21 protein-coding genes are annotated in these 22,463 nt (G+C 61.2%); 11 read left to right on the top strand and 10 right to left on the bottom strand.

Features of this window, described 5'->3' with window-relative positions; all coding sequences use genetic code 11:
- Positions 1-23: 23 nt before the first annotated feature.
- From apnL to oiaX, 9 genes are all read right to left on the bottom strand, one after another.
- A complete protein-coding gene (gene apnL / locus GFM02_RS01920; protein WP_168320601.1) occupies positions 24-1,886 on the bottom strand; it encodes a D-apionate lactonase in 1,863 nt (620 codons plus the stop codon).
- Positions 1,883-2,917 (bottom strand): Gfo/Idh/MocA family protein, encoded by a 1,035-nt coding sequence (locus tag GFM02_RS01915; protein WP_168320600.1) that lies wholly within the window; start codon positions 2,915-2,917, stop codon positions 1,883-1,885. Before GFM02_RS01915 ends, apnL begins: the two co-directional genes overlap by 4 nt.
- 1 nt (position 2,918) lies before the next feature.
- Positions 2,919-3,983, bottom strand: coding sequence for an ABC transporter permease (locus GFM02_RS01910; RefSeq protein ID WP_017957302.1), 1,065 nt, complete (start codon positions 3,981-3,983; stop codon positions 2,919-2,921).
- Entirely contained in the window at positions 3,980-5,530 is a 1,551-nt protein-coding gene (locus GFM02_RS01905; protein ID WP_168320599.1) for a sugar ABC transporter ATP-binding protein, read from the bottom strand. The genes GFM02_RS01910 and GFM02_RS01905 overlap by 4 nt, the downstream gene beginning before the upstream one ends.
- A complete protein-coding gene (locus GFM02_RS01900; protein ID WP_168320598.1) occupies positions 5,527-6,171 on the bottom strand; it encodes a DUF2291 family protein in 645 nt (214 codons plus the stop codon). Before GFM02_RS01900 ends, GFM02_RS01905 begins: the two co-directional genes overlap by 4 nt.
- A gap of 73 nt (positions 6,172-6,244) precedes the next feature.
- Complete coding sequence (locus GFM02_RS01895) at positions 6,245-7,186, bottom strand: D-ribose ABC transporter substrate-binding protein (protein ID WP_168320597.1); 942 nt, start codon at positions 7,184-7,186, stop codon at positions 6,245-6,247.
- 75 nt (positions 7,187-7,261) lie between these two features.
- Positions 7,262-8,089 carry a phosphogluconate dehydrogenase C-terminal domain-containing protein gene (locus GFM02_RS01890; protein WP_168320596.1) on the bottom strand — a complete coding sequence of 276 codons (828 nt, stop codon included), beginning with the start codon at positions 8,087-8,089 and terminating at the stop codon, positions 7,262-7,264.
- 119 nt (positions 8,090-8,208) lie between these two features.
- Entirely contained in the window at positions 8,209-9,546 is a 1,338-nt protein-coding gene (locus tag GFM02_RS01885) for a four-carbon acid sugar kinase family protein (protein WP_168320595.1), read from the bottom strand.
- A 5-nt stretch (positions 9,547-9,551) separates the two neighbouring features.
- Positions 9,552-10,847: a 3-oxo-isoapionate-4-phosphate decarboxylase OiaX gene (gene oiaX, locus GFM02_RS01880; RefSeq protein WP_205930164.1), complete on the bottom strand. Its 1,296-nt coding sequence runs from the start codon at positions 10,845-10,847 to the stop codon at positions 9,552-9,554.
- A 137-nt stretch (positions 10,848-10,984) separates the two neighbouring features.
- Between oiaX and GFM02_RS01875 the strand changes: the two genes are divergently transcribed.
- From GFM02_RS01875 to GFM02_RS01840, 8 genes are all read left to right on the top strand, one after another.
- Complete coding sequence (locus GFM02_RS01875) at positions 10,985-11,689, top strand: transcriptional regulator NanR (RefSeq protein WP_020047408.1); 705 nt, start codon at positions 10,985-10,987, stop codon at positions 11,687-11,689.
- Positions 11,690-11,866: 177 nt separating this feature from the next.
- On the top strand, positions 11,867-12,181 hold the full coding sequence (locus tag GFM02_RS01870; protein ID WP_020047407.1) for a hypothetical protein: 315 nt from the start codon (positions 11,867-11,869) through the stop codon (positions 12,179-12,181).
- A gap of 272 nt (positions 12,182-12,453) precedes the next feature.
- Positions 12,454-12,981, top strand: coding sequence for a sigma-70 family RNA polymerase sigma factor (locus GFM02_RS01865; protein WP_168272078.1), 528 nt, complete (start codon positions 12,454-12,456; stop codon positions 12,979-12,981).
- A gap of 210 nt (positions 12,982-13,191) precedes the next feature.
- Positions 13,192-13,950 carry a FadR/GntR family transcriptional regulator gene (locus tag GFM02_RS01860; protein ID WP_168320593.1) on the top strand — a complete coding sequence of 253 codons (759 nt, stop codon included), beginning with the start codon at positions 13,192-13,194 and terminating at the stop codon, positions 13,948-13,950.
- Between the two features lie 23 nt (positions 13,951-13,973).
- Positions 13,974-14,948: a sialic acid TRAP transporter substrate-binding protein SiaP gene (locus GFM02_RS01855; protein ID WP_168320592.1), complete on the top strand. Its 975-nt coding sequence runs from the start codon at positions 13,974-13,976 to the stop codon at positions 14,946-14,948.
- 274 nt (positions 14,949-15,222) lie between these two features.
- Entirely contained in the window at positions 15,223-15,795 is a 573-nt protein-coding gene (locus GFM02_RS01850) for a TRAP transporter small permease (protein WP_020047403.1), read from the top strand.
- A 4-nt stretch (positions 15,796-15,799) separates the two neighbouring features.
- Positions 15,800-17,206 (top strand): TRAP transporter large permease, encoded by a 1,407-nt coding sequence (locus tag GFM02_RS01845; protein ID WP_020047402.1) that lies wholly within the window; start codon positions 15,800-15,802, stop codon positions 17,204-17,206.
- 9 nt (positions 17,207-17,215) lie between these two features.
- The gene (locus GFM02_RS01840; protein ID WP_168320591.1) at positions 17,216-18,250 is read left to right on the top strand and encodes an L-idonate 5-dehydrogenase; all 1,035 of its coding nucleotides are present in this window, start codon (positions 17,216-17,218) and stop codon (positions 18,248-18,250) included.
- Between the two features lie 86 nt (positions 18,251-18,336).
- Here the strand turns inward: GFM02_RS01840 and GFM02_RS01835 are convergent, their stop codons facing one another.
- Positions 18,337-18,801, bottom strand: a complete 465-nt coding sequence (locus GFM02_RS01835) for an Lrp/AsnC family transcriptional regulator (RefSeq protein WP_020047400.1) — start codon at positions 18,799-18,801, stop codon at positions 18,337-18,339.
- Between the two features lie 126 nt (positions 18,802-18,927).
- Between GFM02_RS01835 and alr the strand changes: the two genes are divergently transcribed.
- The 3 genes from alr (at position 18,928) to GFM02_RS01820 (ending at position 22,445) form a co-directional block, all read left to right on the top strand.
- A complete protein-coding gene (gene alr / locus GFM02_RS01830) occupies positions 18,928-20,061 on the top strand; it encodes an alanine racemase (RefSeq protein WP_168320590.1) in 1,134 nt (377 codons plus the stop codon).
- A gap of 29 nt (positions 20,062-20,090) precedes the next feature.
- Positions 20,091-21,341, top strand: coding sequence for a D-amino acid dehydrogenase (locus GFM02_RS01825; RefSeq protein ID WP_168320589.1), 1,251 nt, complete (start codon positions 20,091-20,093; stop codon positions 21,339-21,341).
- A gap of 81 nt (positions 21,342-21,422) precedes the next feature.
- On the top strand, positions 21,423-22,445 hold the full coding sequence (locus tag GFM02_RS01820; RefSeq protein ID WP_168320791.1) for a helix-turn-helix transcriptional regulator: 1,023 nt from the start codon (positions 21,423-21,425) through the stop codon (positions 22,443-22,445).
- The last annotated feature ends 18 nt before the right edge of the window (positions 22,446-22,463 follow it).

Below are 22,463 nucleotides of genomic sequence, written 5' to 3'. Positions count from 1 at the left end.
AAATGCGGTTGCACCGCCGAAGGTCAATCCGCCAGCGGGAGGGCTGTGGTCGCAAACGGCGCAAGCCGCAACTCTTTGCCTGCATCTGCCGGCCGGCATGCGCCGCAATCGACCGTTCGTTCCTGGCCCGTCAGATTGACGACGTGAAGCCTGGCGCCTGCGGCATTCCGTGCAACGAAAGACAGGACCTCGGAGGGAGAGGAGGAGACGCATTCCTGCCAGCCTGCGCCAGCCAATCGGGACAATGTCCGCACGGTGTTGAACAGCGGGCGCCGCCCGCCTTGCTCGGTCGGTTCGGCCGAACCGGCGATCAAACCGAACGGGCCTGACAAGGCCGAGAGCGTCAGGCATTCCAGGCCGGCATCCAGCACCCGTATCGCGTAACCGAGCGCGAAGGCTTCCGCGAAACGCCCATTGTGGCGCGGGTCGCGATTGGCCATGGGAATGCGTGCGCCCGCCGGATTGTCCATCGTGCGGCTGCCATAGGGGTTCTGCTGCATCGGGATCGTCGATGGGCCGATCCGGTAGGGCTTGTCGCCATAGATCGCTCGAACGGATCGCGTGATGAAGGGCAGCGCTTCCAATGTCTGCATGACGCTGAGATCGTCGGCGGCATGCACGATCGGATTGGTGCAGTGGCTGACGAAGTCGAGCTGTCCATCGGGGACGCGCTTCCGGTTGAGTTCGGTGAAATAGCTCAGCATGCCGCCGCCGATGCGAATGCCGGGAAAGGCGGCGCGGGCAGCTGTATAGACCTCATCCAGGGGCGGGCAATCCGGCCATTTGCTGCCGGGCGGCGTCGACTGTCGGTCGACGGAAGGCGAGATCATAATCGCATCCGGCCGGAATTCCGCCAGCTGCATCTGGCGGGCAATCTCGGAGGTCTCGGTCGCCGGGACTGATTTGCAGGGAAGGGCGATCTCCAGCGCCGAGCGGCCGCGATGGACCGTCGCGATTGCTGCGAACCGCCTGAGTGCTTCGACGCCGTGCCCGGCACCGGGGTCGAAATGGAAGAGGAGTTCCTGGGGAGCGATCTCCGTTAGGACGGACTTTGCCGAGAGGGTCGCATCGGCTTCTTCGGGCGTAATGATAACGCCGATATCAGGCATGGTGCCGGTTCGTGCCCCGAGTTCGAGTTTTATGACGCCGCCCGACGCCGCAGCTGGAGGATGCCGCGTAGCACCGCCGATATCCCTGATAACAAGCGACGTCTTTTGTCGAACGGGCCGATTGGCGGCAATCTCATACGGCCAGGGAAGCGCGAGCGGCCTGACATAGGTCTTATAGGATGCGTCCGACCAATTCCTTTGATCTTCCATTTCAAAGGTGTCGCCCTCCATCCGGCATTCCGCCTGAACGTCAGGCATGACCGCGTGGGTGATGGCCCGCATGTCCTTGAACGGCTGCCAGGGCTCGATGACATCGGGAAACCGTGTCGCCACGATCTGCCCGTCGATATGCTCGACCGTCGCCGGTGAACCCGCCACGCCGACGATCGGATGCAGGATGCAGAAGCCGCAGCGGTTGGTCTCGAAGCCGGTCGGGGCGATGGCCTCAGCCTCGAAGTCGAGCCGGTCCGGGCTTCCGGTGATACGAACGTCGATGATAAGCCTCGTATCATCAGGTCCCTCGCAGTAGGCGAGATAGGCGACCTCGAAACGATCGTCACGCTGCTCGATCCGGAGATCGGCGATTTCAGGGCTGTAGGTGCCCCAGTCCCGGTCGCGAACGAGATAGGAAATCGCCCTCAGCACCTCGGTTCCATCGTAACGGATGGTACGGAGGTTACCGTTGGCGAAATCGGCTTCCAATTTTCCCGCTCTCAGGCGAACCGGTGGCGGATCGACGATATGGGTGCCGTAGAGCTGGAACGCATCGATCGTCATCGCAGCATCGCTCCGACATCGATTGTCTGTCCCCTGGCAGCGCTGTCATAGGCAGCCTCTACCAGGGCGAAGGTCTTCAGATTGTCCGCCCCTGACGTCGAATGTTCGGCGCCGCGCTCCAACTGATCGACCCAATGCTGCTGGATGGCGTAGACGCTCTCCTGGATGTTGTGCCAGGGCCGCGAGGCCCATGACAGCAGCTTCGGAGATACGTCCGTGGTGGTGGTGCCCTTGGCGTTGGTGATTTCGAGACCGTAACCCCGGGCCAGGCGGATCGTGCCCTCAGAACCGTCGAGCTCGATCAGGGTCTCGGGGAACGGCTCCCTGGAAAGCCTGGTGGCGTAGCTGACGTCGACGACCGACGTGGCGCCGTTTTCGTGATCGAGCAGAATGGTCGCGACATCCTCGCCCTTGATTGTGGGATTGACCCGATTGGTGCGGGCGGTGAGCGATCGAACGTCACCAAGGATATAGCGGGCGACATCGAGCGTATGGATGCCGAGGTCTTCGATGATGAACCGTTCCCCCTCGGCGAGATAGGGCTGCCCGGAAAAGACGTCATAGGCCGAACGGAAGGAGAAGCGGCCCCAGAAGGGTGTGCCGATGACATCGGCCTCCAGCGCCTTGCGCACCGCCTGGACCGGCGTCTGCCAGCGAAAATTCTCGTGCACCATAAGGGGGATGCCGGCATTGCGGCACGCCTCGACCATCGCCTTCGCATCCGACAAGGTCTTGGCGAACGGTTTCTGGCAGATTGCCGGCACCCTGTTACAGGCGGCCAGTTCTACCAGGGCGCGGTGGCTCTGCACTGTCGTGGCGATATCGACGAAATCGAAACCGCCATCGGCAAACATCGCCTCGGCATCACTGTATCGACGCTCGATGCCGAACTGATCGCCGACGATCTTCAGCCGCTCCGGATCGCGATCGCAGATCGCGACGATGCAGGCACCTCGAACGTCGTTCCAGGCGTGCATCTGGTTGATCGCAAAGAATCCGCAACCGATCAAAGCCCCTTTCAATTCCGTCATCTCAACCTGCCTTTGCCATCTGCATCAAGGTAACGCGCTGCTGCAGGCGGCGCTGCGCCTGGTCGACGACGACAGCAATGATGATGACGAGGCCCTTGATGACCATCTGCCAGAAGGAGGAGACGCCCATCATTACCAAACCGTCGGAGAGAATGCCGATGACGAAGGCGCCGATGATCGTGCCGCCGATCGTGCCGCGGCCGCCCGACATCGAGGTGCCGCCGAGCACGGCTGCGGCAATCGCATTGAGTTCGAAGCTTTCGCCGGTCGCCGGATGGGCTGCCATCAGTTCCGAGGAGATGACGACGCCGACGATTGCCGCGCAAAGTCCGGAGAACATGTAGACGAAGATCTTCACGACATCGACCCGGATACCGGACATGCGCGCGGCCCGCTCATTGCCGCCGACAGCGAAGATATGACGGCCGATCGGCGTCGAGCGGGCGACATAGGCGGCCAGCAGCGCCAGCACGATCAAAATCCAGATCGATACCGGCAGACCGAGAATGCGTCCCGCGCCGAAGAAATCGAAGCCGGTCGTCGCATATTCCGGCCGGCCGACAAGGTTCGGAAACGTCTGCCCGTCCGACGACAGCAAAGCGAGACCGCGGGCGATATAGAGTGTGCCGAGCGTGGCGATGAAGGGCGCGACGTTGAGCTTGGTGATCAGCAGACCGTTGATCAGACCGATGAGCAGGCCGATCGACAGGGTGATCAGCACGATCTCGAAGAGGTTGAAAAAGATGGTGTAGCCGATCGGCAATTCGATGCCGTAAAGGATCAGGCCGCCGGCGACCATGCCGCAAAGCCCGACGATCGATCCGACCGAGAGATCAATGCCGCCGGTGATGATCACGAAGGTCATGCCCATCGCCAGGAAGGCGTTCAGCGCCACATGCTTCGACATCAGGATCATGTTCGCCGTCGAGGTGAAGTTCGGGGCGAAGATCGCAAAGAAGATGATGACCGCAAATAGCGCGATGAACGTCCTGAGCTTCATCAGCGTCAGAAGCGCCGAGCCGTTGGCGCCCTTCGGCGCAAGAGTGGTTGATGTAGCCGCCATCATGACGCGAGTTTCCCTTGATGTCCGTGTCCCTTGGCCGAAGCCGCGATAATGGCTTCTTCCGTGGCCTCGTTGCGGTCGAAGACGGCGATCAGCTGGCCGTTGCTCAACACCGCGATGCGATCGGAAAGCGCCATGACCTCTTCGAGGTCGGAAGTCGAAAACAGGATGGCGAGCCCGTTTGCCGCCAGCCGCCGCATGGTGCGAAAGACATCGGCCTTGGCGCCGACATCGATGCCGCGGCTCGGCTCGTCCATCAGAAGCACCTTCGGATTGGTCATCAACGCCTTACCGATGACAACCTTCTGCTGATTGCCGCCGGACATCGAGGTCACCTCGAAATCCGGGTTCGGCGCCTTGATCGAGAGGTCGCGGATCGCATCGCGGATGGCGTTCTTCTCAGCACCCCTGTCGATATGGAAGAGCCGGGTGAAGCGGCCAAGGCTCGCCAGCGTCAGGTTGGAGGCAATGGAAAGCACCTGGACCAGACCTTCCCGCTGCCGGTCTTCCGGAATGAGCGCAAGGCCGCGGCGGATGCGCCGGGTGGTGTCGCGGGCACGAACCTGCTTGCCGTCGATGAAGATCTTGCCGGTCGAATGTGTGTGGCGACCGATGACGCATTCGAAGAATTCGCTGCGCCCGGCGCCCATCAGGCCGTAGATGCCGAGGATTTCGCCTGCCTTGACCGACAGGGAGACATCGTTGACCGAAAGCCCGCCTGTCGGCCGCGGCAGGCTGATATTTTCGGCGCGAAAGACCTCAGCTCCGACGGCATGGTCCACGGGTTTTGCAAAGTCCTTGGCATCCGAGCCGATCATGGAGCGCACGATCCAGCGCGTGTCGATGTCGCGGACCATCGCCTCGCCGGTGATCTGGCCGTCCCGAAGCACGGTGATGTAGTCGCCGATCCGCATCAGCTCTTCGAGCCGGTGGGAGATATAGACGATTGCCACACCCTGGGCCTTCAGCTCCGCGATCACCTTGAACAGGATCTCGACTTCGGCCGCCGAAAGCGCCGACGTCGGCTCGTCCATGATCAGGATCCGGGCATTCAACGACATCGCTTTGGCGATCTCGACGAGTTGCTGCTGGCCTATCGGCAAATCCTCGACCATCGTATCGGCCTCGATGCCGGCATCTAGACGCTTCAAAAACGCATTGGCTTTTTGCACCTGTGCCTTGTGATCGATGCCGAGGATGCCGCGGGTGATCTCACGCCTGGCGAAGATGTTCTCGGCGACCGACATGTTGGCGAAGAGATTGAGCTCCTGGAAGATCATGCCGATGCCATTCGCCTGCGCATCTGCAGGGCTGTCGAAGGATATGGGCTTGCCGTCCAGGATGATGCGGCCGAGCGTCGGGCGCTCGACACCGGCGATGATCTTCATCAGCGTCGATTTGCCTGCACCGTTTTCGCCGACAAGGACGTTCACTGCTCCGCGGCGAAGCTCGAGATTGGCGCGCTTGACGGCGACGATACCCGAATAGACCTTCGACACGTCGTCGAGGCGCAGGATGATGTCGTCCTTTTGTGTCTCTCCTGTGGTCATGGGCCGACCTTCAGTTCCGCAGGCGTTATGAGCGGCAGCTCGTCGCTCTTCGGCAGCGGAAAGGCGCCGATCGCGGTCACCGTCTTGCCGGCGAGGCCCTCACGCGGGATGGCGGAGAGAAAGGTGGTATTGGCCTTCTCGTTGAAGGCTTTGCCGAACTGCGCCCACTCGATCTGGTTCTTGAATTCGTTGAAATTGACGAACTCCAGCGTGTCGCGCAGCGCCGTGCCGCGCAGCGCCGGCCCGATCTGCACCTTGGCGTCGGCCTTGCCGTCGCCATCGGCGTCGACATCGAGCGTCGCCGCGCGCGAGGCCGTATCAGCCGCAACAACCTTGCCGGTGATCTTCACCGCATAGGTCCATGGCGAGCTGCTCTGCTTGCGGGGATTGCCGTATTTTGCGCCTGCGGCGTCGGGGCTGGAGGCGGAAAGCTGCATGACGTCTTTCAGGTTGCCGGCGCGCTTTTCGAAGTAGGGCACTGCCTCGGACTGCCAGATCGCCTCGACCTTTGCATTCGGGTCGAAGGCGGTCTTTGCCGCTGCCGCAGCCTTTTCCTCAGCCGTCGGCGTCTTGATGATCTTGCAACCGGGCAAGGCGGCCGCCACGACGGCAGCGAGCAGGGCGCCCTTCATTCTCAACATGCTTTAAACCTCGACGTCTTGCGAAATGCATTGCGGAGGGCGCAGCGCTGCGCCCTCCGCAATTCGCGGCTGATCAGTTCGTCAGGGCGAAGGTTTCGAGCTTGCCGGCATTGTCGGCGTTGATGAGAACGCAATCCATCAACTGCTTCTCTTCCTTTGGCGTCGTCTTGTTCTTGATGTAGGCGTCTGCCTGTTCCACCGCCAGCTGAGCCTGCGCATAGGCGGGCTGCAGGACCGTCACCTTGATGCCGCCCGACTTGATGGAGTCGCGCACGTCGTTGGAACCGTCGAAGCCGACGACGATCACGTCCTTGCGGCCGGCCGCCTGCAGCGCTGCGATAGCGCCCATGGCCATCGTGTCATTCCCTGAAATGACGCCCTTGATGTCGGGATTTGCCTGGAGGATGGTTTCCATCTTCGAATAAGCTTCCGTCTGGCTCCAGTTGGCCGACTGCTTGGCGACGGACTTCAGGTCCGGGTAGTCGTCGATGACGTCGTGATAGCCTTGCGAGCGGATGCCGGCATTGGTGTCGGACTCCTTGCCCACCAGCTCGACGTAATTGCCCTTCTCGCCCATCAGCTTGACGAATTCCTGCGCTCCGAGCTGGGCGCCCTGATAGTTGTTCGAGACGATCTGGGCGACGGCAACGCCCGTCGCGTTGATTTCGCGGTCGATCAGGAAGGAGGGGATACCCGCATCCTTCGCCTTCTTGACGGCCGCGACGGAGGCGTCGGCTCCGGCATTGTCGAGGATGATCGCCTTGGCGCCGCGCCCGATCGCCGTGTCGATCATTTCGGACTGCTTGTTGGCGTCGTCGTCATGCGTCATGAGCAACGTCTCGTAGCCGAGTTCCTTCGCCTTGGCTTCGGCGCCGACGGCTTCGGCCTTGAAGAAAGGATTGTCATGCGCCGGCGTGATGATGGCGATGAGATCGGCCGCAAAGGCCGGAAGAGCCGTTCCGAGCGCCAATGCGCCGGCAAAAGCTGCAAGTGTCAGTCTGCGCGTCAGTTTCATTGTTTCCTCCCTGTTGTACATGAAGCCCCTTCTCCCTGGGGCGGTTGAGGGGAGGGTTTGCCTCCCCAAGCCGGTTCAGGTGATGCGCCGGATGCTTTCGGCGATCTCCTGCGGTTCGAATACCTTTTTCCAGTCGTCGCGCATCAGCGCCGGGATGCCGAACTCGATCGCCTTGTTGCAGGCATCCGAAAACACGCCGTCGACTTCCTTGAAGATGACCGCGCCGAGCACGTTCATATGGCCGAGCAGGAAGTCGCGGGCGGCCTGTTTCGGCACGCCGCGTGCCACGCATTCGTCCATTGCCTGTCGCATGACGACGAGCAGCGATGCGCAGACGGTTTCCGACAAGCCTGGTTCGAGCATGGCAAGCTGATCGACCGTGACCCGGTGCGATCGCATGACTGGGGCCCAGATCAGCTTGGCGATTTCCTCGCCGAGCGCGTAGGCGCTTTCCGGACCCTGCATCAGCGCCGAAACGATATGCTGCTTGGCGAAGAGGCCGCCGAAGTGGTCCTTTTTCGCCTGCATGTCCGTCTCGTCGTTGAAGATCGGCGGATGGCAGGGATGGGTGACGAAATAGGTAAGATCATCGCGCTTCGGCAGGTGGCCGGCAAAGGGAGCCGCAGCGTCCAGCGCGATCACCATGGTACCTGATGCGAGCTTGTCGACGATGCCTGCCGCGACTTTGCCGATCGCCGTGTCCGGCACGGCCAGGATCACCACCTCGGCGCCATCGAGCCCGACATCGACGGGCACGCAATCGACACCGAGATCATTCTTCAAACGGGCCTTGCCTGCGTCGCTCACCTCGACATGGCGCACTTGGAAACGCGAGCCTTTGAGATTTTTGGCGAGCCGGTATCCCATTTTCCCGCCTGCGCCGAAGAGGGCAATCTTAGTCATGTTTTCCTCACCTTTTCCGTTTCTGGATAGGATCATATACTGGTATGATGAGTCAATCACCATATCACTCAATTTGTATGATCCACACGTTTTTCTGCGCCAAGCCGGACGGGAAACCATCAGTGTTTCCTTCCCTCGCGGATCTGCATGAAATAACCGTCAGTCCCGACCTGGCCGCCTTTGAGTGCGATCTGCAGGCCGTTGGTCGGCTGATAGTCGCCATGCGCAAGGCAAAGCGGAGAGCCTGGCGTCTGAGGCAGCGGAAGGAGCGTCGTCAGCGCGTCGATCTTCAACTGCCTAAGCGCGTGACTGGATGTGTCGCCGCCGGCGACGACCGCACGTGATAGTGCTTCGTTCTCGATCAGGCGGCGCAAGATCGTGCCGAGCGCGCTCCCGAGCCGGTGACGAGCGCCCGGAAGGCTATCGATGTCGGCGCCGCGGTCTGCAGACGGGCCAAGGGCGGTGTAGAGAATGACGCTCTTGCCCTGCCTGAGCTTCTGGATGCCTGCCTCGACCGCCGCATCCATCGCGGCTTCGCAATGTTCCGAGACCAGCGCAAGCGGATCGAGCGCGATGCTCTCGAAGCCGTTCTCGACAGCCGTCCGGATCTGGCGCTCGGTCGTCGGCGATACGCTGCCCGACACGACGGCGAGGCGGTCGACTGGGCCGATATCAGGAAACTCGGCGCCGCTGTTGCCGATGAAGCCGCTCCGCCGCCATGCGCTGAGCAGAGCATATTCGACCCCCGAGGAGCCGGCGACAAAACTTCCGGCACGGCCGGTGACACGAAGCAGTTGCCGCCCCGCGGCCTCCTGCGTCACCTCGGAGTCGACATCGATGAGCAGGATCCCTTCTGAAGCAGACGCCAGATCGTCGACACGCGCATCGGCATCCGTCGCGGTGATGGCGACGAGATCGGCGACCAGGACGGGAAGGCGGGTCTGCTTCGACAGGTGGACCGCAAGGTCCGCCTCGTCCATCGGAGTGACGGGATGGCGGCTCATGACGGGATGGCGGTCGATGCGAAAGATCCGGCCCTGGTAAGCGGCAAAGAGATTGCCGAATGCGGTGTAGCGTTTCAATTGCGGCGCGCCGACGATGATGGGCACGACGGATTGCCCGAACACCGATCGGCCGATTTCGATCGCGTTGCCGATATTGCCGATTTCGGGGCTGGAATCGAAGGTCGAGCAGACCTTGTAATGGCAGATGTCCGCGCCGAGCGAATTCAGCCACTCGAAAGCGCGCGTGAGGTGCTCTTGCATCCAGGCGGGGGTCTCGCTGCGGCTTGTCCCGGCAATGCCGATTGCACGGCAATCCCCAAAGCGCGCGAGCAGTTCCGGCGTCGGAATGTCGAGGAAGAGCACGGTCGACACGCCGTTCGAGGCCAGGGCCTCCATGACATCGGTGGAGCCGGTGAAGTCATCCCCGTAATAGCTGATGAGAGGTTCATCCATCGCGGTCACGCGCCCTTGCCGTCGCTGAATTTGGCAATCGAAGCGGCGAGCTCCGGATGATCTTTCGCGTAGATCTCCAACGGGATGTCCGCGACCGCGGCCTGCCAGGCCTGCTGCACGGCCCGAACGCCTGCCGCCGGGCCGGCGGGGTGGCTGACGATACCTCCGCCGCAGAGATAGAGAAGATCGACGGTGCGGCCGGTCCGCCGATAGGTTTCGGGCGCCTGTCCTCCCCACTGACCCGAACCGGCAACCGGAAGCGGGCAATCGGAGACGTCGAACAGCGGCGTGCTGACGGACTTGAAGGACGAGACGAAGCTGTCGTCCGGCTCCCAATACTTGACCCTGATACCGTTGATCTGAAACTGGTCGACCCCGAGCAGTCGCCAGAATTGCTGGTAGACCTTGAAATCCATGCCGGCGCCCGGATCGCGCGTCAGCACGTCCCAACCGTTTCGATGCGCGTGCAGCACCAGATTGGAGCGCTTGCGCAGAAAGCTCATGCCGCCGAAGCCGATCGAGTTGATATTGACGACGGCGCAATTGCCGCCGGCCTTGGCGACGATGTCGTGGTTGCGCATCATCTCGTCGGGGTCGGCATGCGAGATGCCGAAGGCATACATCACCTTCTTGCCGGTCTTCTGCTCGTGATCGAGAATGCGCGGCATGATCGCCTGAACGCGGTCCTTGAGCGGCGAATAGGCCGGGCTCATCAGTTTTTCGTCATCCTTGATGAAGTCGACGCCGGATGAGATCAGCTCGCCGACGAGTTCCGCCGTTTCGTGCGGTCTGAGACCAAGCGCCGGCTTGACGATCGTTCCGATGATGGGTCGGCCTTCGACGCCGGTAAGGCGGCGGCTTCCAGGGATGCCGAACTGCGGTCCGGGATGCGCACTTTTGAAGGCTTCGGGCAGCGTCATGTCGACGATGCGGATGCCGGTCATGCCCTTGATGGAGTAGACGCCGCCGATCGCAATGGTCATCAATGCCGAAAGGTCTGTCCCGATCGCGTCCAGTGGAAAGGCGATGTCGACATCGGCGCGATGAAGAAGCGTGCCGGGCGCGACCTCGGGCCAAGTCGGATGACTGGCGCCCTCGAGCGGACGGATCGCCAGCACGCGGGCGGCGACACGCGATTTCAGCTCCTCGGTCTCGCCAGGGACGGGCACGAAGGTTCCGGTCGACTGGTCGCTCGCGATCTTTTCCGCCATCGCCTCGACGTTGCCGGGCGTTTCGATGCGGTAGGTCAGGGTAATCATCATGAAACGGACGGTTGCTCCTCTCGCCACGCAGATTACCATGGCGTCAACTTGTGATCTGGTATAATGAGTATTCCAACTCATGAAAAGTAGAATCTTCGGATCCGCAAATTTTCACCGACAGCTTTGTTCTCGACCCGGAAACTGTTAGGAGAAAACATTTGAGCCAGCGAGATGTGATGACCCAGCCCCTCGAACAAATCGTCCGCCGAAAACTCTCTGACGAAGTGTTTGATCGACTTGAGCGAATGATCACCTCGGGCGAGCTTCAGCCCGGCGACGAAATGCCGTCCGAGCGCGTGCTGATGGAACGCTTCGGCGTCGGCCGGCCGGCGATCAGGGAGGCCATGCAGTCCCTTGCCAATAAAGGTCTTGTCAGCATTTCGCATGGCGAGCGGGCGAAGGTCCTCAGGCTGACGGCAAAATCGATATTCCGCCAAGTCGATCTCACCGCCAAGATCATGCTGTCGCAATCTTCGGACTCGCTGGAATATCTGAAGAGCGCGCGCATCTTCTTTGAGCGGGGCATGGCGCGGGAGGCCGCGCAGCGGGCCTCCGCAAATGATATCGCCGATCTCAGGAACATCATCGAACGCCAGCGAATGTCGCTTGGCCGGGCCGAAGAGTTCATCGACGCGGACATGGAATTCCACACCCGCATCGCACAGATATCAGGCAACCCGATCTACGTCGCCGTCAGCGAAGCAATGCTTGCCTGGCTGAAGGAATATCATACCGAGATGCTGATCTGGACCGGCAAGGAAAAATTCACGCTCGCCGAACACGACGAGATCGTCGATCGCCTTGAAGCAAACGACGTGGATGGCTCGGAAACGGCACTTCTCAAACATCTCGAGCGGTCGCGAGCGCTTTACGCGAAGTAATCGCCGATTGCCCTTGTGGGCAATGGCTGCTCATCCCCCTGCTAAAGATCTCGATTGTTGACCGCGCGATGGCTGTGGGCCCGGTAGTGCATTTTGTCGGCTGCAGCCGGAACAATGACCTAAGAATGAGGTTCTGAGTGGGTCAAGTATGCAAAGGATCCCAAGGAGGACATCACAATGCGTATGAAACTAGTAGCAGCGTCACTATTGGCTGTCGGCATGGCCACATCCGCCTTCGCACAATCGAATCCCGCCCCCGCAGGTGCCACCATTGATAAGAGCCAGGCCGACCAGGGTGGCGGCGCAGGCAGCGACACGAAGGCCAAGAAGCCGATGGCCACGGATACCACCACGACTGGTTCCACGACCAGCGGCACGAAGGACAAGGTCAAGTGCCCCAACCCGGTCAACAATTCCGCCAATCTTCAGACGCAGGGCGGTACGAGCAACGCCACCCCGATGGATGAAGCCTGCGCGGCTCACAACAATTGATCGGCTTCTTCACGAAAACTCCGCCTCGTGACCTGACCCCCGAAAGTTGGACATCCAACCTCGGGGGTTTCGCGTGGGCGAACTTCAGTAAAGCAGTCCGTCGGGCAGGACCGCTGCCGACACGACGGCTCCAGGCCGCTAGCCTCCCTTTTGCGATAACGTGATTCACCAACGCGAAACGTGCCGGATCGCGTCAACGACGTGTTTGTCCGATATCGTACGGCAACGATTAGGACGTCCAGAACTTTTCCTTCTCATCCCGAGAGAGAAAAATGGCATCAGTATCTTCCATACACTCTGCGTCGCACGACAAAAACACGTCCGCAATCGAGCTAGAAATCGTTGCACTGACGCCGGCGTTGCGCATCTTTGCCCGAAGGTTCCTGAGCAGCAACGACGATATCGACGATCTTGTGCAGGAAACCTTGTTGAAGGCATTGAACTCGCTTCATCTCTACCGTCCCGGCACCTCCCTGAAATCCTGGCTTTTCACCATCCTTCGAAACACGTTCTGCACCAATTATCGCAGACAGAAACGCGAACCGACGGGAATGGACGTGATGGTGGAACGGATCGCGATCGCGCCGACCCAGGAATGGGCGCTGCGGGAACACGAACTGCAACAGGCACTGACACTTCTTTCCGACGACAGGCGCCGCGCCCTGACACTGGTGGCTGCCGGTACCAGCTACCAGGACGCCGCCAGAATATGTGGGTGCCGGATCGGCACGTTGAAAAGTCGCGTCAGCCGCGCCCGCGAGTCCCTGCTGCTGATGCTCGGAAACCATCTTCGCGACTGATCATGCGCCTGTTCTTTTGATCGTGCTCTTCTCGGAGACGATCACAAACTCCGGCTAGAACAGGATGATTTTAGGCCGGGTCTGTAAACTCTCCTTTTCCAGTTTATGCGGCGGATTGACGTACAACCCACGCGATGTTATCTATATCTTAATTGGTCAGGCCATTTGACCAGCTGCGCGCTTGAGGAGAAGCCGCCTAGGGAGGCCACGATGTTTTCGCCTGTTGAATCACGCCGCCTGTATCGGCAGGTCGCGGATCAGATTCGCCTGATGATCGCCAGCGGCGAGCTTGCCGTCGGCCAGCGGCTGCCGGCCGAGCGCGAGCTGGCGGAGCAACTGTCGGTTTCACGCCCGACCGTCCGCGAGGCGCTGATCGTCCTGGAGGTCGAAGGCCTCGTCAACATCCGCATGGGATCCGGCATCTATGTGGTGCGCCAGCATGCTGCGACCGTCACTGGGGCCGAGCGCGAGCCGGTGGAAGGCCCGTTCGAGCTGCTGCAGGCGCGCGCCCTCATCGAATGCGCCATCGCCGAAGAAGCTGCAGGCCGCGCCAAGCCGGACGATATCGCTCTGCTGGATGAAGCTCTGACGCGCATGGGTGGGGTGGTCAACGATGCAATCGCAGTGCTCGATGCCGATCGCGCCTTCCACACCGGCATTGCCGCCATCGTCGGGAATGCGACATTGATCCGCGTCACGGGCGAGATGTTCGACATGCGCATGACCCCTTATTTCGCAAGGCTCGCCAGCCACTTCGAGGGGCCGACGACCTGGCGCAGCGCCCTGGACGAGCATCGGGCCATTCGCGACGCGATCGCCGCCGGCGATGCAGCCGGCGCCAAGGCCGCCATGCGCGCCCATCTCACAATGTCGCAGAAGAGGTTTTCCGAGAGCTTCGGGGAGGAGTTTTCGGGGGAAGAGGAGCGCGGACGCAACAAGCGGCCGTCGAAAGGAACTGCCAAGACTTAACCCAAGCTCGGGAGGAGAGAGCAATGAAGAGCAGACTGACAACGATACTTTGCACCGCGGCCGCGATCATGGCGAGTAGCGCGATCGCGCAGGCCCAGACAGTGCTGAAATGGGCGCATGTCTATGAAACGTCAGAGCCCTTCCATACGGATTCCGTATGGGCTGCGGAAGAGATCAACAAACGCACCGACGGGCGCTACAAGATCGAGGTCTATCCGGCGTCGCAGCTCGGCAAGGAAGCCGACATCAACCAAGGCCTCAAGCTCGGGACGGTCGACATCATCATCTCGGGATCGAGCTTCGCGGCACGCGACTACAAGCCGATCGGCGTGACTTACTTCCCCTATATCTTCCGCGGTCCCGATCACTTGATCGCCTACACCAAGAGCGATGTCTTCAAGCGTCTTGCCAAAGGCTATGAAGACAAGACCGGCAACCACATCGCCGCCGTCAGCTATTACGGCACGCGCCACACGACATCAAACAAGCCGATCGCCAAATGCGCCGATATGCAGGGCCTGAAGATCCGCGTGCCTGACGTTCCCGCTTACCTTGCCATGCCGCGCGCCTGCGGCGCCAACACGACGCCGATCGCCTTTGCCGAAGTCTATCTCGCTTTGCAGAACGGCACGGTCGAGGCACAGGAAAACCCGCTGACGACAATCGAGGCGAAGAAGTTCTACGAAGTCCAGAAGAACATCATCCTCACCGGCCACATCGTCGATCACCTCAACACCGTGATCTCGAAGACGCGGTGGGCGAGCCTTTCCGACGAGGACAAGAAGATCTTCGGCGAGGTCATGCAGGAGGCCGCCGAGCGCACGACCAAGACGATCGCCGGCAAGGAAAACGGCCTTATTGCGACCTTCAAGGAAAAGGGCTTGAACGTCGCCGAGGTCGACAAGGCCGATTTCGAAAAGACCGTGATGGAAAAGGTCAATTTCGAGGACTTCGGCTACGAGAAGGCCGATTGGGAAGCAATCCGCGCGATCCAGTAAAGCCTGCAAACCACCTTTTCGTGGTGCCCCTCACCCTAACCCTCTCCCCGCAAAAACGGGGAGAGGGGACGTGCCCTGCGAGAGGCTGGCGAGAGACGGAGAGCTTGCGGCATGGTCCCCCTTCGCCCCGCAGGCGGGGAGAAGGTGGCGGCAGCCGGATGAGGGGCAGGCGCCGCAATAAACAGACGCCGAGAACAGGACGATGTCGATACACTGAAAGGCGCGCCGCCCGAACACGCCGCGCCCTTCTTCCCCAACCGGAACAAGGCCGATCATGTCGCAAGAAATCCATACGCCAATCACCGCCGAAGAAATCGGTCATGAGTTCGAAGGGCACGCGCCGACCGCAAACGTCTCGGACTATGCCATCGAGGACTGGATCACGCTGGTCGTCTTCTGGTTGATGGCGGGTTGCGTCTTCCTGCAGTTCTTCACGCGCTATGTGCTGAACGACAGCTACGCCTGGACCGAAGAGATCGCCATCAACTGCCTGATCGTCGTGGTCTTTCTCGGTTCCGTCATGTGCGTGCGCACATCCCGGCATATCCAGGTGGACGTGTTCTATCATTATATGCCTGCAGGCCTTGCGCGTGTGCTTGCAACCTTCGTCGATATCGTCCGCATCGGCTTCTTCGCCTATGGCTGCCATCTGATGTGGCGCTATGTCGACATCGTGGCGGAAGAGCAGATGGTGACCATCGACCTGCCGCGCAACATCGTCTTCTACACAGTTCTCGTCGCCTTCGTGCTGATGCTGATCCGTTCGGTCATAGTCTTCATCGCCAATATCCGCCGCGGCTACTCCGTTCTGGAGCGCCCCGAAGAATTCCAGACGATCGAGGGTTGATCTGATGCTCCTGCTTCTTGGCTCGTTCCTGATGCTGATGCTGGTCGGGGTGCCCGTTGCCATCTCGATGGCCGTCGCATCCGTGCTTTACATCGTCCTTTATGGCGTCGCGCCCGACATCATCGTCGCCCAGCGCATGATCGCCGGCGTCGAAAGCTTCCCGCTGCTCGCCGTGCCGTTCTTCATCCTCGCGGGCAACCTGATGAACTCGGCCGGTGTCACCGGCCGCATCTATTCCTTTGCGGTGGCTCTCGTCGGCTGGATGAAGGGCGGCCTGGCGCAGGTCAACATTATCGGTTCCGTCATCTTCTCCGGCATGTCGGGCACGGCGCTCGCCGATGCGGCGGGTATCGGTACGATCGAGATCAAGGCGATGAAGGATCACGGCTATCCGGTCGAGGCCGCGGTCGGCGTGACGGCGGCGTCTGCCACGCTCGGCCCGATCTTCCCGCCATCGCTGCCTTTCGTGATCTACGGCATGATGGCGAACGTCTCGATCGGCGCTCTTTTCATGGCGGGCATCCTGCCTGGCATCGTCATGACGCTGCTGATGATGGTCACTGTCGCCGCCTTCGCCTATAAGAAGCGCTGGGGCTCGGACGCGCCGTTCGATGTCAGGCAGCTGCTGTCGGCGGGGATGGAAATCGTCGTCGTCCTGGCGGTGCCGCTGGCCATCTATCTGATGATACGTGCCGGTGTGTCAGTGAATGCCGCAGCGGGCATCGCTCTTCTCGTCCTTCTCGCCCTCGACTGGTATTTCCGCTTTTCTGCCGTCATGGCGCTGATGACGCCTGTCATCTTGATCGGCGGCATGACGATGGGCTGGTTCACGCCGACGGAGGCCGCCGTCGCCGCCGTCCTCTGGTCTCTGTTCCTCGGTCTGGTGCGCTACCGCACGATGACGCCCTCGACGCTCGCCAAGGCAAGTTTCGATACGATCGAGACGACGGCATCCGTTCTCTTCATCGTCACCGCGGCATCGGTCTTTGCATGGCTGCTGACGGTGAGCCAGGCGGCACAGCTGCTGTCCGATGCGATCCTGTCGATCACCGACAATAAATGGGTTTTCCTGATCCTCGTGAACCTCTTGATGCTCTTCGTCGGCTGCTTCCTGGATACGATCGCCGCCATTACCATCCTCGTGCCGATCCTGCTGCCGATCGTCCTGAAATTCGGAATCGATCCGGTCCAATTCGGTCTCATCATGACGCTGAACCTGATGATCGGCCTGCTGCACCCACCGCTCGGCATGGTGCTTTTCGTGTTGTCGAGGGTGGCGAAACTCTCCGTCGAACGCACGACCATGGCGATCCTGCCCTGGCTGGTGCCGCTCTTCCTGGCGTTGATCCTGATCACCTTCGTGCCCGCCGTATCGCTGTGGCTGCCGCAGCAACTCGGGCTGCTGAGATAGGAGCGGAAGATGCGGACACGTGTGGCACGGCTTTACGAAAAGGGCGATCTCAGGGTCGAGACCGCCGCGGTTGCGGCCCCCGGTCCCGGCGAGGTGCTGCTCAAAATGGCGGCCGCAGGGATTTGCGGCTCCGACCTGCATTATTATCAGGACGGCGGTTTCGGGCCGGTCCGGGTTCGCGAGCCGATCATACCCGGCCACGAGGCCTCGGGGACGGTGAGCCAGGCGGGCGAGGGGGTCGACCTGAAGCCCGGGACGCTGGTGGCGGTCAATCCCAGCCAGCCCTGCGGGCATTGCGAATATTGTCAGAAAAACATGCCGATCCACTGCCTGGAAATGCGCTTCATGGGCAGTGCGATGCGCCTGCCGCATGAGCAGGGCATGTTCCGGGAATGGCTGGTGGTGCCGGCCAAGCTGTGTTTTGCGGTCGGAGCTGCGACAACCGCTGCTGAAGCGGCCTGCAGCGAGCCGCTCTCCGTCTGCCTGCACGCGGCGTCGCGCGCGGAAGAGATCATAGGCAAACGCGTGCTGGTCACCGGAGCCGGCCCGATCGGCGCCCTGATGGTTGCCGTCGCCTCCTATCATGGCGCAAGCGAGATCGTGGTCACCGATCTCGCGGATGCGGCGCTGGACCGGGCCAAAGCGATGGGCGCCAGCCGCACGATCAATGTTTCCAAGGATGCCCAGGCGCTTGCGGAATACGAGGTGGGAAAGGGCTATTTCGATCTCGTCTTCGAATGCTCGGCCGCCGCTCCGGCAATCCGCGGCGCGATTGCCGCCATCAGGCCGCGTGGAACGATCGTGCAGGTCGGCGTCACGGGAGACGTGCCGATCCCTCTCAACGCCATTGTCGGCAAGGAGCTTCAACTCCACGGAACGCAGCGCTTCCACGAAGAATTCGCCACTGCCGTCGAGTTAATCTCCAACCGCAAGATCGATGTGCGGCCGATCATCAGTCACAGCCTGCCGCTCGAAGAAGCCACCGCAGCCTTCACGCTCGCCGGCGACCGTGCGGCCGCCTGCAAGGTACAGCTGACTTTTTAGGGCGCGGCACGGGGACCGGCCCGTCGGCGCAGTAGAAGATCGGCTCTTATTGGCAGGCCGTTAGGCCGCCGTCTGGTGATCGCCGTTCAGCGCCTGCCCCTCGTGCGGGTCGCCAGAACATTGCGGATCGAGAAGCTGGAATGAATCCTGAGGACACCGGGCAAGGTCGACAGGATCTCTTTGTGGATCCGCTCGAACTCGCCGGCATTGGCGACCTCCACACGCAGCAGGTAGTCCGAACCGCCCGTCATCAGAAAACATTCCCGGATCTCGGGATGCCGGCGAACCGCCGCCTCGAGCCGGTCGAGATAGTCCTCCGTTTGTCGTTCGAGAGTGATGTTGATGATCACGGCGATCATTTCATCCGCATTGCCGGTGTCCACCAGCGCCGTATAGCCGCGGATCACGCCTGATTTTTCCATGATCTTGATGCGCCTGAGGCAGGCTGATGGCGAGAGACCGATCTCGGCGGCGAGCTTGGCATTGCTCATGCGGGCATCGAGGCGCAGCAGTCTCAGGATATTGCGATCGATGGCGTCGAGAGCGGGCATGAGAGATCGTTCCAAATTTTCGTTGATTATGCGGCTAATAAGCGATTCAAGCAATTATCAACTACTAAATGATAGGCAATTTCGCTCATTATTTCATAAACTCCCTGAGGTCGAAAAGGGGTGGACATGGATAGCGATATTTTGGTTTCCCGCACACGCACTGCCACTACGATGCAGGGAGCCACGGGCTATCTGACGATCGATCTTGCTGCCCTTGGACGTAACTATCGTAAGCTCGTATCGATGCTGGCACCGGTCGGCGCCGGCGCCGTCGTCAAGGCCGACGCCTATGGCCTTGGCGCTGACCGGGTCGGAAGAACGCTCTATGGCGAAGGTTGCAGGCATTTCTTCGTCGCCCAATTTGTCGAGGCCTTGAGGCTCCGGCCGGCACTTGCGCACGACGCCCAGATTTTTGTGCTGAACGGCTTGCAGCCGGGTAACGAGATCGCCTGCGCCGAGATGGGCATTGTCCCGGTTCTCAATTCGCTGGCGCAGTGGCGGCAATGGTCGGCGGCGGCGCGCATTCTGAAGCGCTGCCTGCCCGCCGTCCTGCAATTCGACACCGGCATGTCGCGGCTCGGTTTTCCCAGGGAAGAGCGCGCAGGGCTGGCGGCGGCTCTTCGCGACGGCAGCAATGTCGAAATCCTGTTCATCATGAGCCATCTGGCTTCGGCCGATGACATGGACAGCGAGCAGAACGGCGAGCAGTTTACCGAGATGTCCCGCATCGCCGACGAGTTTCCCGGCTTCGATATTTCCTTCGCTAACTCCGGCGGCGTTTTCCTGGGCGACGCCTATCACGGCGTGCTCGCCCGGCCGGGCATCGCGCTCTATGGCGGCGCTCCGAATGCCGGCGAGAGGAACCCGATGGAGCCGGTCGTCAGCCTTGATGTCGCCGTCGTGCAGACGCGCACCGTGCCGGCGGGGGCGAAGATCGGTTATGGCGGCGCGCATGTCACGCAACGGGAAACACGTCTCGCCACCATTGCCGCCGGCTATGCCGATGGCCTGCCGCGTTGCGTGAGCGACCGCGGCGCCGTCTATTTCAACGGCATCCGCCTGCCGATCGTCGGCCGCGTGTCGATGGACAGCGCGACCGTCGACGTGTCAGCACTGCCCGAGGGCACACTGACCTTCGGCAGTCTCGTCGAAGTGCTTGGCCGCCATCAGACGCTCGAAGACATCGCGCGCGACGCCGGCACGATTTCTTACGAAATCCTAACCGGCCTGGGCGATCGTTACGATAGGCAATATCGCTAAGAGCCGGCGGCTCCATCATTGGGAACATTATGAAGGTCATCGTTCTAGGAGCCGGCATCGTCGGCGTCACATCCGCTTATCAGCTCGCCAAGGCCGGCCATGAGGTCACGGTCGTCGACCGGCAGCCGGGTCCGGCGCTGGAGACGAGCTTTGCCAATGCCGGCGAAGTCTCCTTCGGCTATTGCTCGCCATGGGCAGCGCCCGGCATTCCCATGAAGGCCATGAAGTGGCTGTTCATGAAGCATGCGCCGCTCATCCTGCGCCCGAAACTCGACATGGCCATGCTCTCCTGGATGGTGAGGATGCTGTTGAACTGCACCTCCGAGCGTTACGCGATCAACAAGAGCCGCATGTTGCGCCTTGCCGATTACAGCCGCATTGCGCTGGCCGATCTTCGCGCCGAGACCGGCATCGCCTATGACGAACGCATGCAGGGAACCCTGCAGCTGTTCCGCACTGAGCAGCAGCTCGATGCCTCGGCAAAGGATGTCAAGGCGCTGGCTGCCGACGGCATTCCCTATGAGGTGCTGGACCGGGACGGCTGCATCCGCTTCGAACCAGCGCTGAAGCATGTGCGCGACAAGATTGTCGGCGGTCTGCTGACGCCGAAGGACGAAACCGGTGACTGCTTCAAGTTCACCAACGCGCTGGCCGCCAAGGCCGAGGCGCTCGGCGTCCGCTTCGCTTACGGGACGACGATCAAGGCACTGGATGTCGAGGCCGGCCGGGTGCGCGGGGTCATCACCGATCGTGAGCGGATGAGCGCGGAGGCGGTGGTGGTGGCGCTCGGCAGCTATTCGCCGCTGCTGCTCAAGCCGCTCGGCATCAGGCTGCCGGTCTATCCCGTCAAGGGCTATTCGCTCACCATCCCAATCACCGATGCGTCACGCGCGCCGGAATCGACCGTCATGGACGAGACCTACAAGATCGCGATCACCCGGCTCGGCGACCGCATCCGGGTTGGGGGCATGGCCGAAATATCAGGCTATACCAACGATCTCGGCCTGGCTCGCCGCAGCACGCTGGAACATTCGGTCACCGATCTCTTCCCCGGCGGCGATATTTCCAAGGCCTCCTTCTGGTCCGGCCTGCGTCCAATGACGCCTGATGGCACGCCGGTCATCGGCGGGACGAAAGTTGCCGGCCTCTTTCTCAATACCGGTCACGGCACACTCGGCTGGACCATGAGCACCGGTTCGGCGCGGCTCATCGGCAATCTCGTCAGCGGCGGCCAGCCGGAGATCGACGCGAAGGATCTCGCAATCAGCCGCTACGGCTGAAGCCGCTCTGGTTACGCAAACAAGATGAGCATGATTGCGCAAATCCACTATCGTTGTGTACATCGAATTCAGAGGTCTCGAATGTCGGTCAATTCTCATATCCGGAACAACGGCGGCCTCACTCGACAGCTGGCGGAGCAGGGCATGTCGTTTCGGGAGACGGCACACAGCGGAACAGACCCGGACGAGCTTTCGGAAATATTGTCGACGCCGAACTCCCCGATCAAGGTTGCGACCGAAGGCAATACGCCGATTGCATACCGCTGCAATTTCGTCTCCGTGGGAGAAGAGGTAACCGTCGCCGACTGCACCTACGAAGGCACAATCCTGACCAGGCGGGAGGCGCCCAGCGACAGGATGATCGTTTTTCTGCCGATGGAAGGAAACGCATCTTTCGAAGGCATGCGGGAGCAAATCTATTCGATTCCAGCCCGTGGCACGATTCTGGAGGCAGGTCGCGCCGCGGGTGCCCGCCTGTTTGGGCCGCGCCGTCATTTCGGCTTGTTCGTCGATCAGGCGAAGATCATCAGTCACCTCACGCATATGTTCGAGAGAACGATCAGCGGCGACATCGATTTTCATCCTCACATCGATCTGACGAGCGGCCCGGGGCTCGTGTTGCAGCAAATTGTCTCGAGCCTCCATCGCGGCCTCAGCGGGGACGGACCGCTGCAACGGTCGCCGCTGGCCGTCAGCTCGCTCTGCGACGCGGCGATCTATCTGCTTCTGGAAACCTGCCCCAATCGCTTTTCGAACGAGCTTGCGCTCCCTGCTCCGGCACCGGCTCCACGCCATGTGAAATGGGCCATCGACTTCATGCAGGAACACATCGGCGAGCCGATTTCGCTCAACGATATCGCGTTGGCGGCCAAGGTAAGCGTTCGGACTTTGCAACAGGGTTTCCGGCAGTTCAGGGATACGACGCCGATGTCCTACCTGCAGGACCTTCGAATGGCCGCCGCCCATCGCGATCTGCTCGAGTCGGACGAGAAGCAGGCCATCGCCGACATCGCGCTGCGATGGGGGTTTACGCATCTGGGGCGGTTTGCTGCCGAATACAGGAAGCGTTTCGGCCAATTGCCGTCACAGACCTTGAAGCGCTGAACTCCGTCTCGGCGTGCC

It is taken from the genome of Rhizobium leguminosarum bv. viciae (assembly GCF_012276115.1).
GTDB classification, from domain to species: domain Bacteria; phylum Pseudomonadota; class Alphaproteobacteria; order Rhizobiales; family Rhizobiaceae; genus Rhizobium; species Rhizobium leguminosarum_T.
The sequence above is the reverse complement of the archived record's forward strand: the minus strand, read 5'-3'. Positions and strand labels throughout refer to the sequence as shown.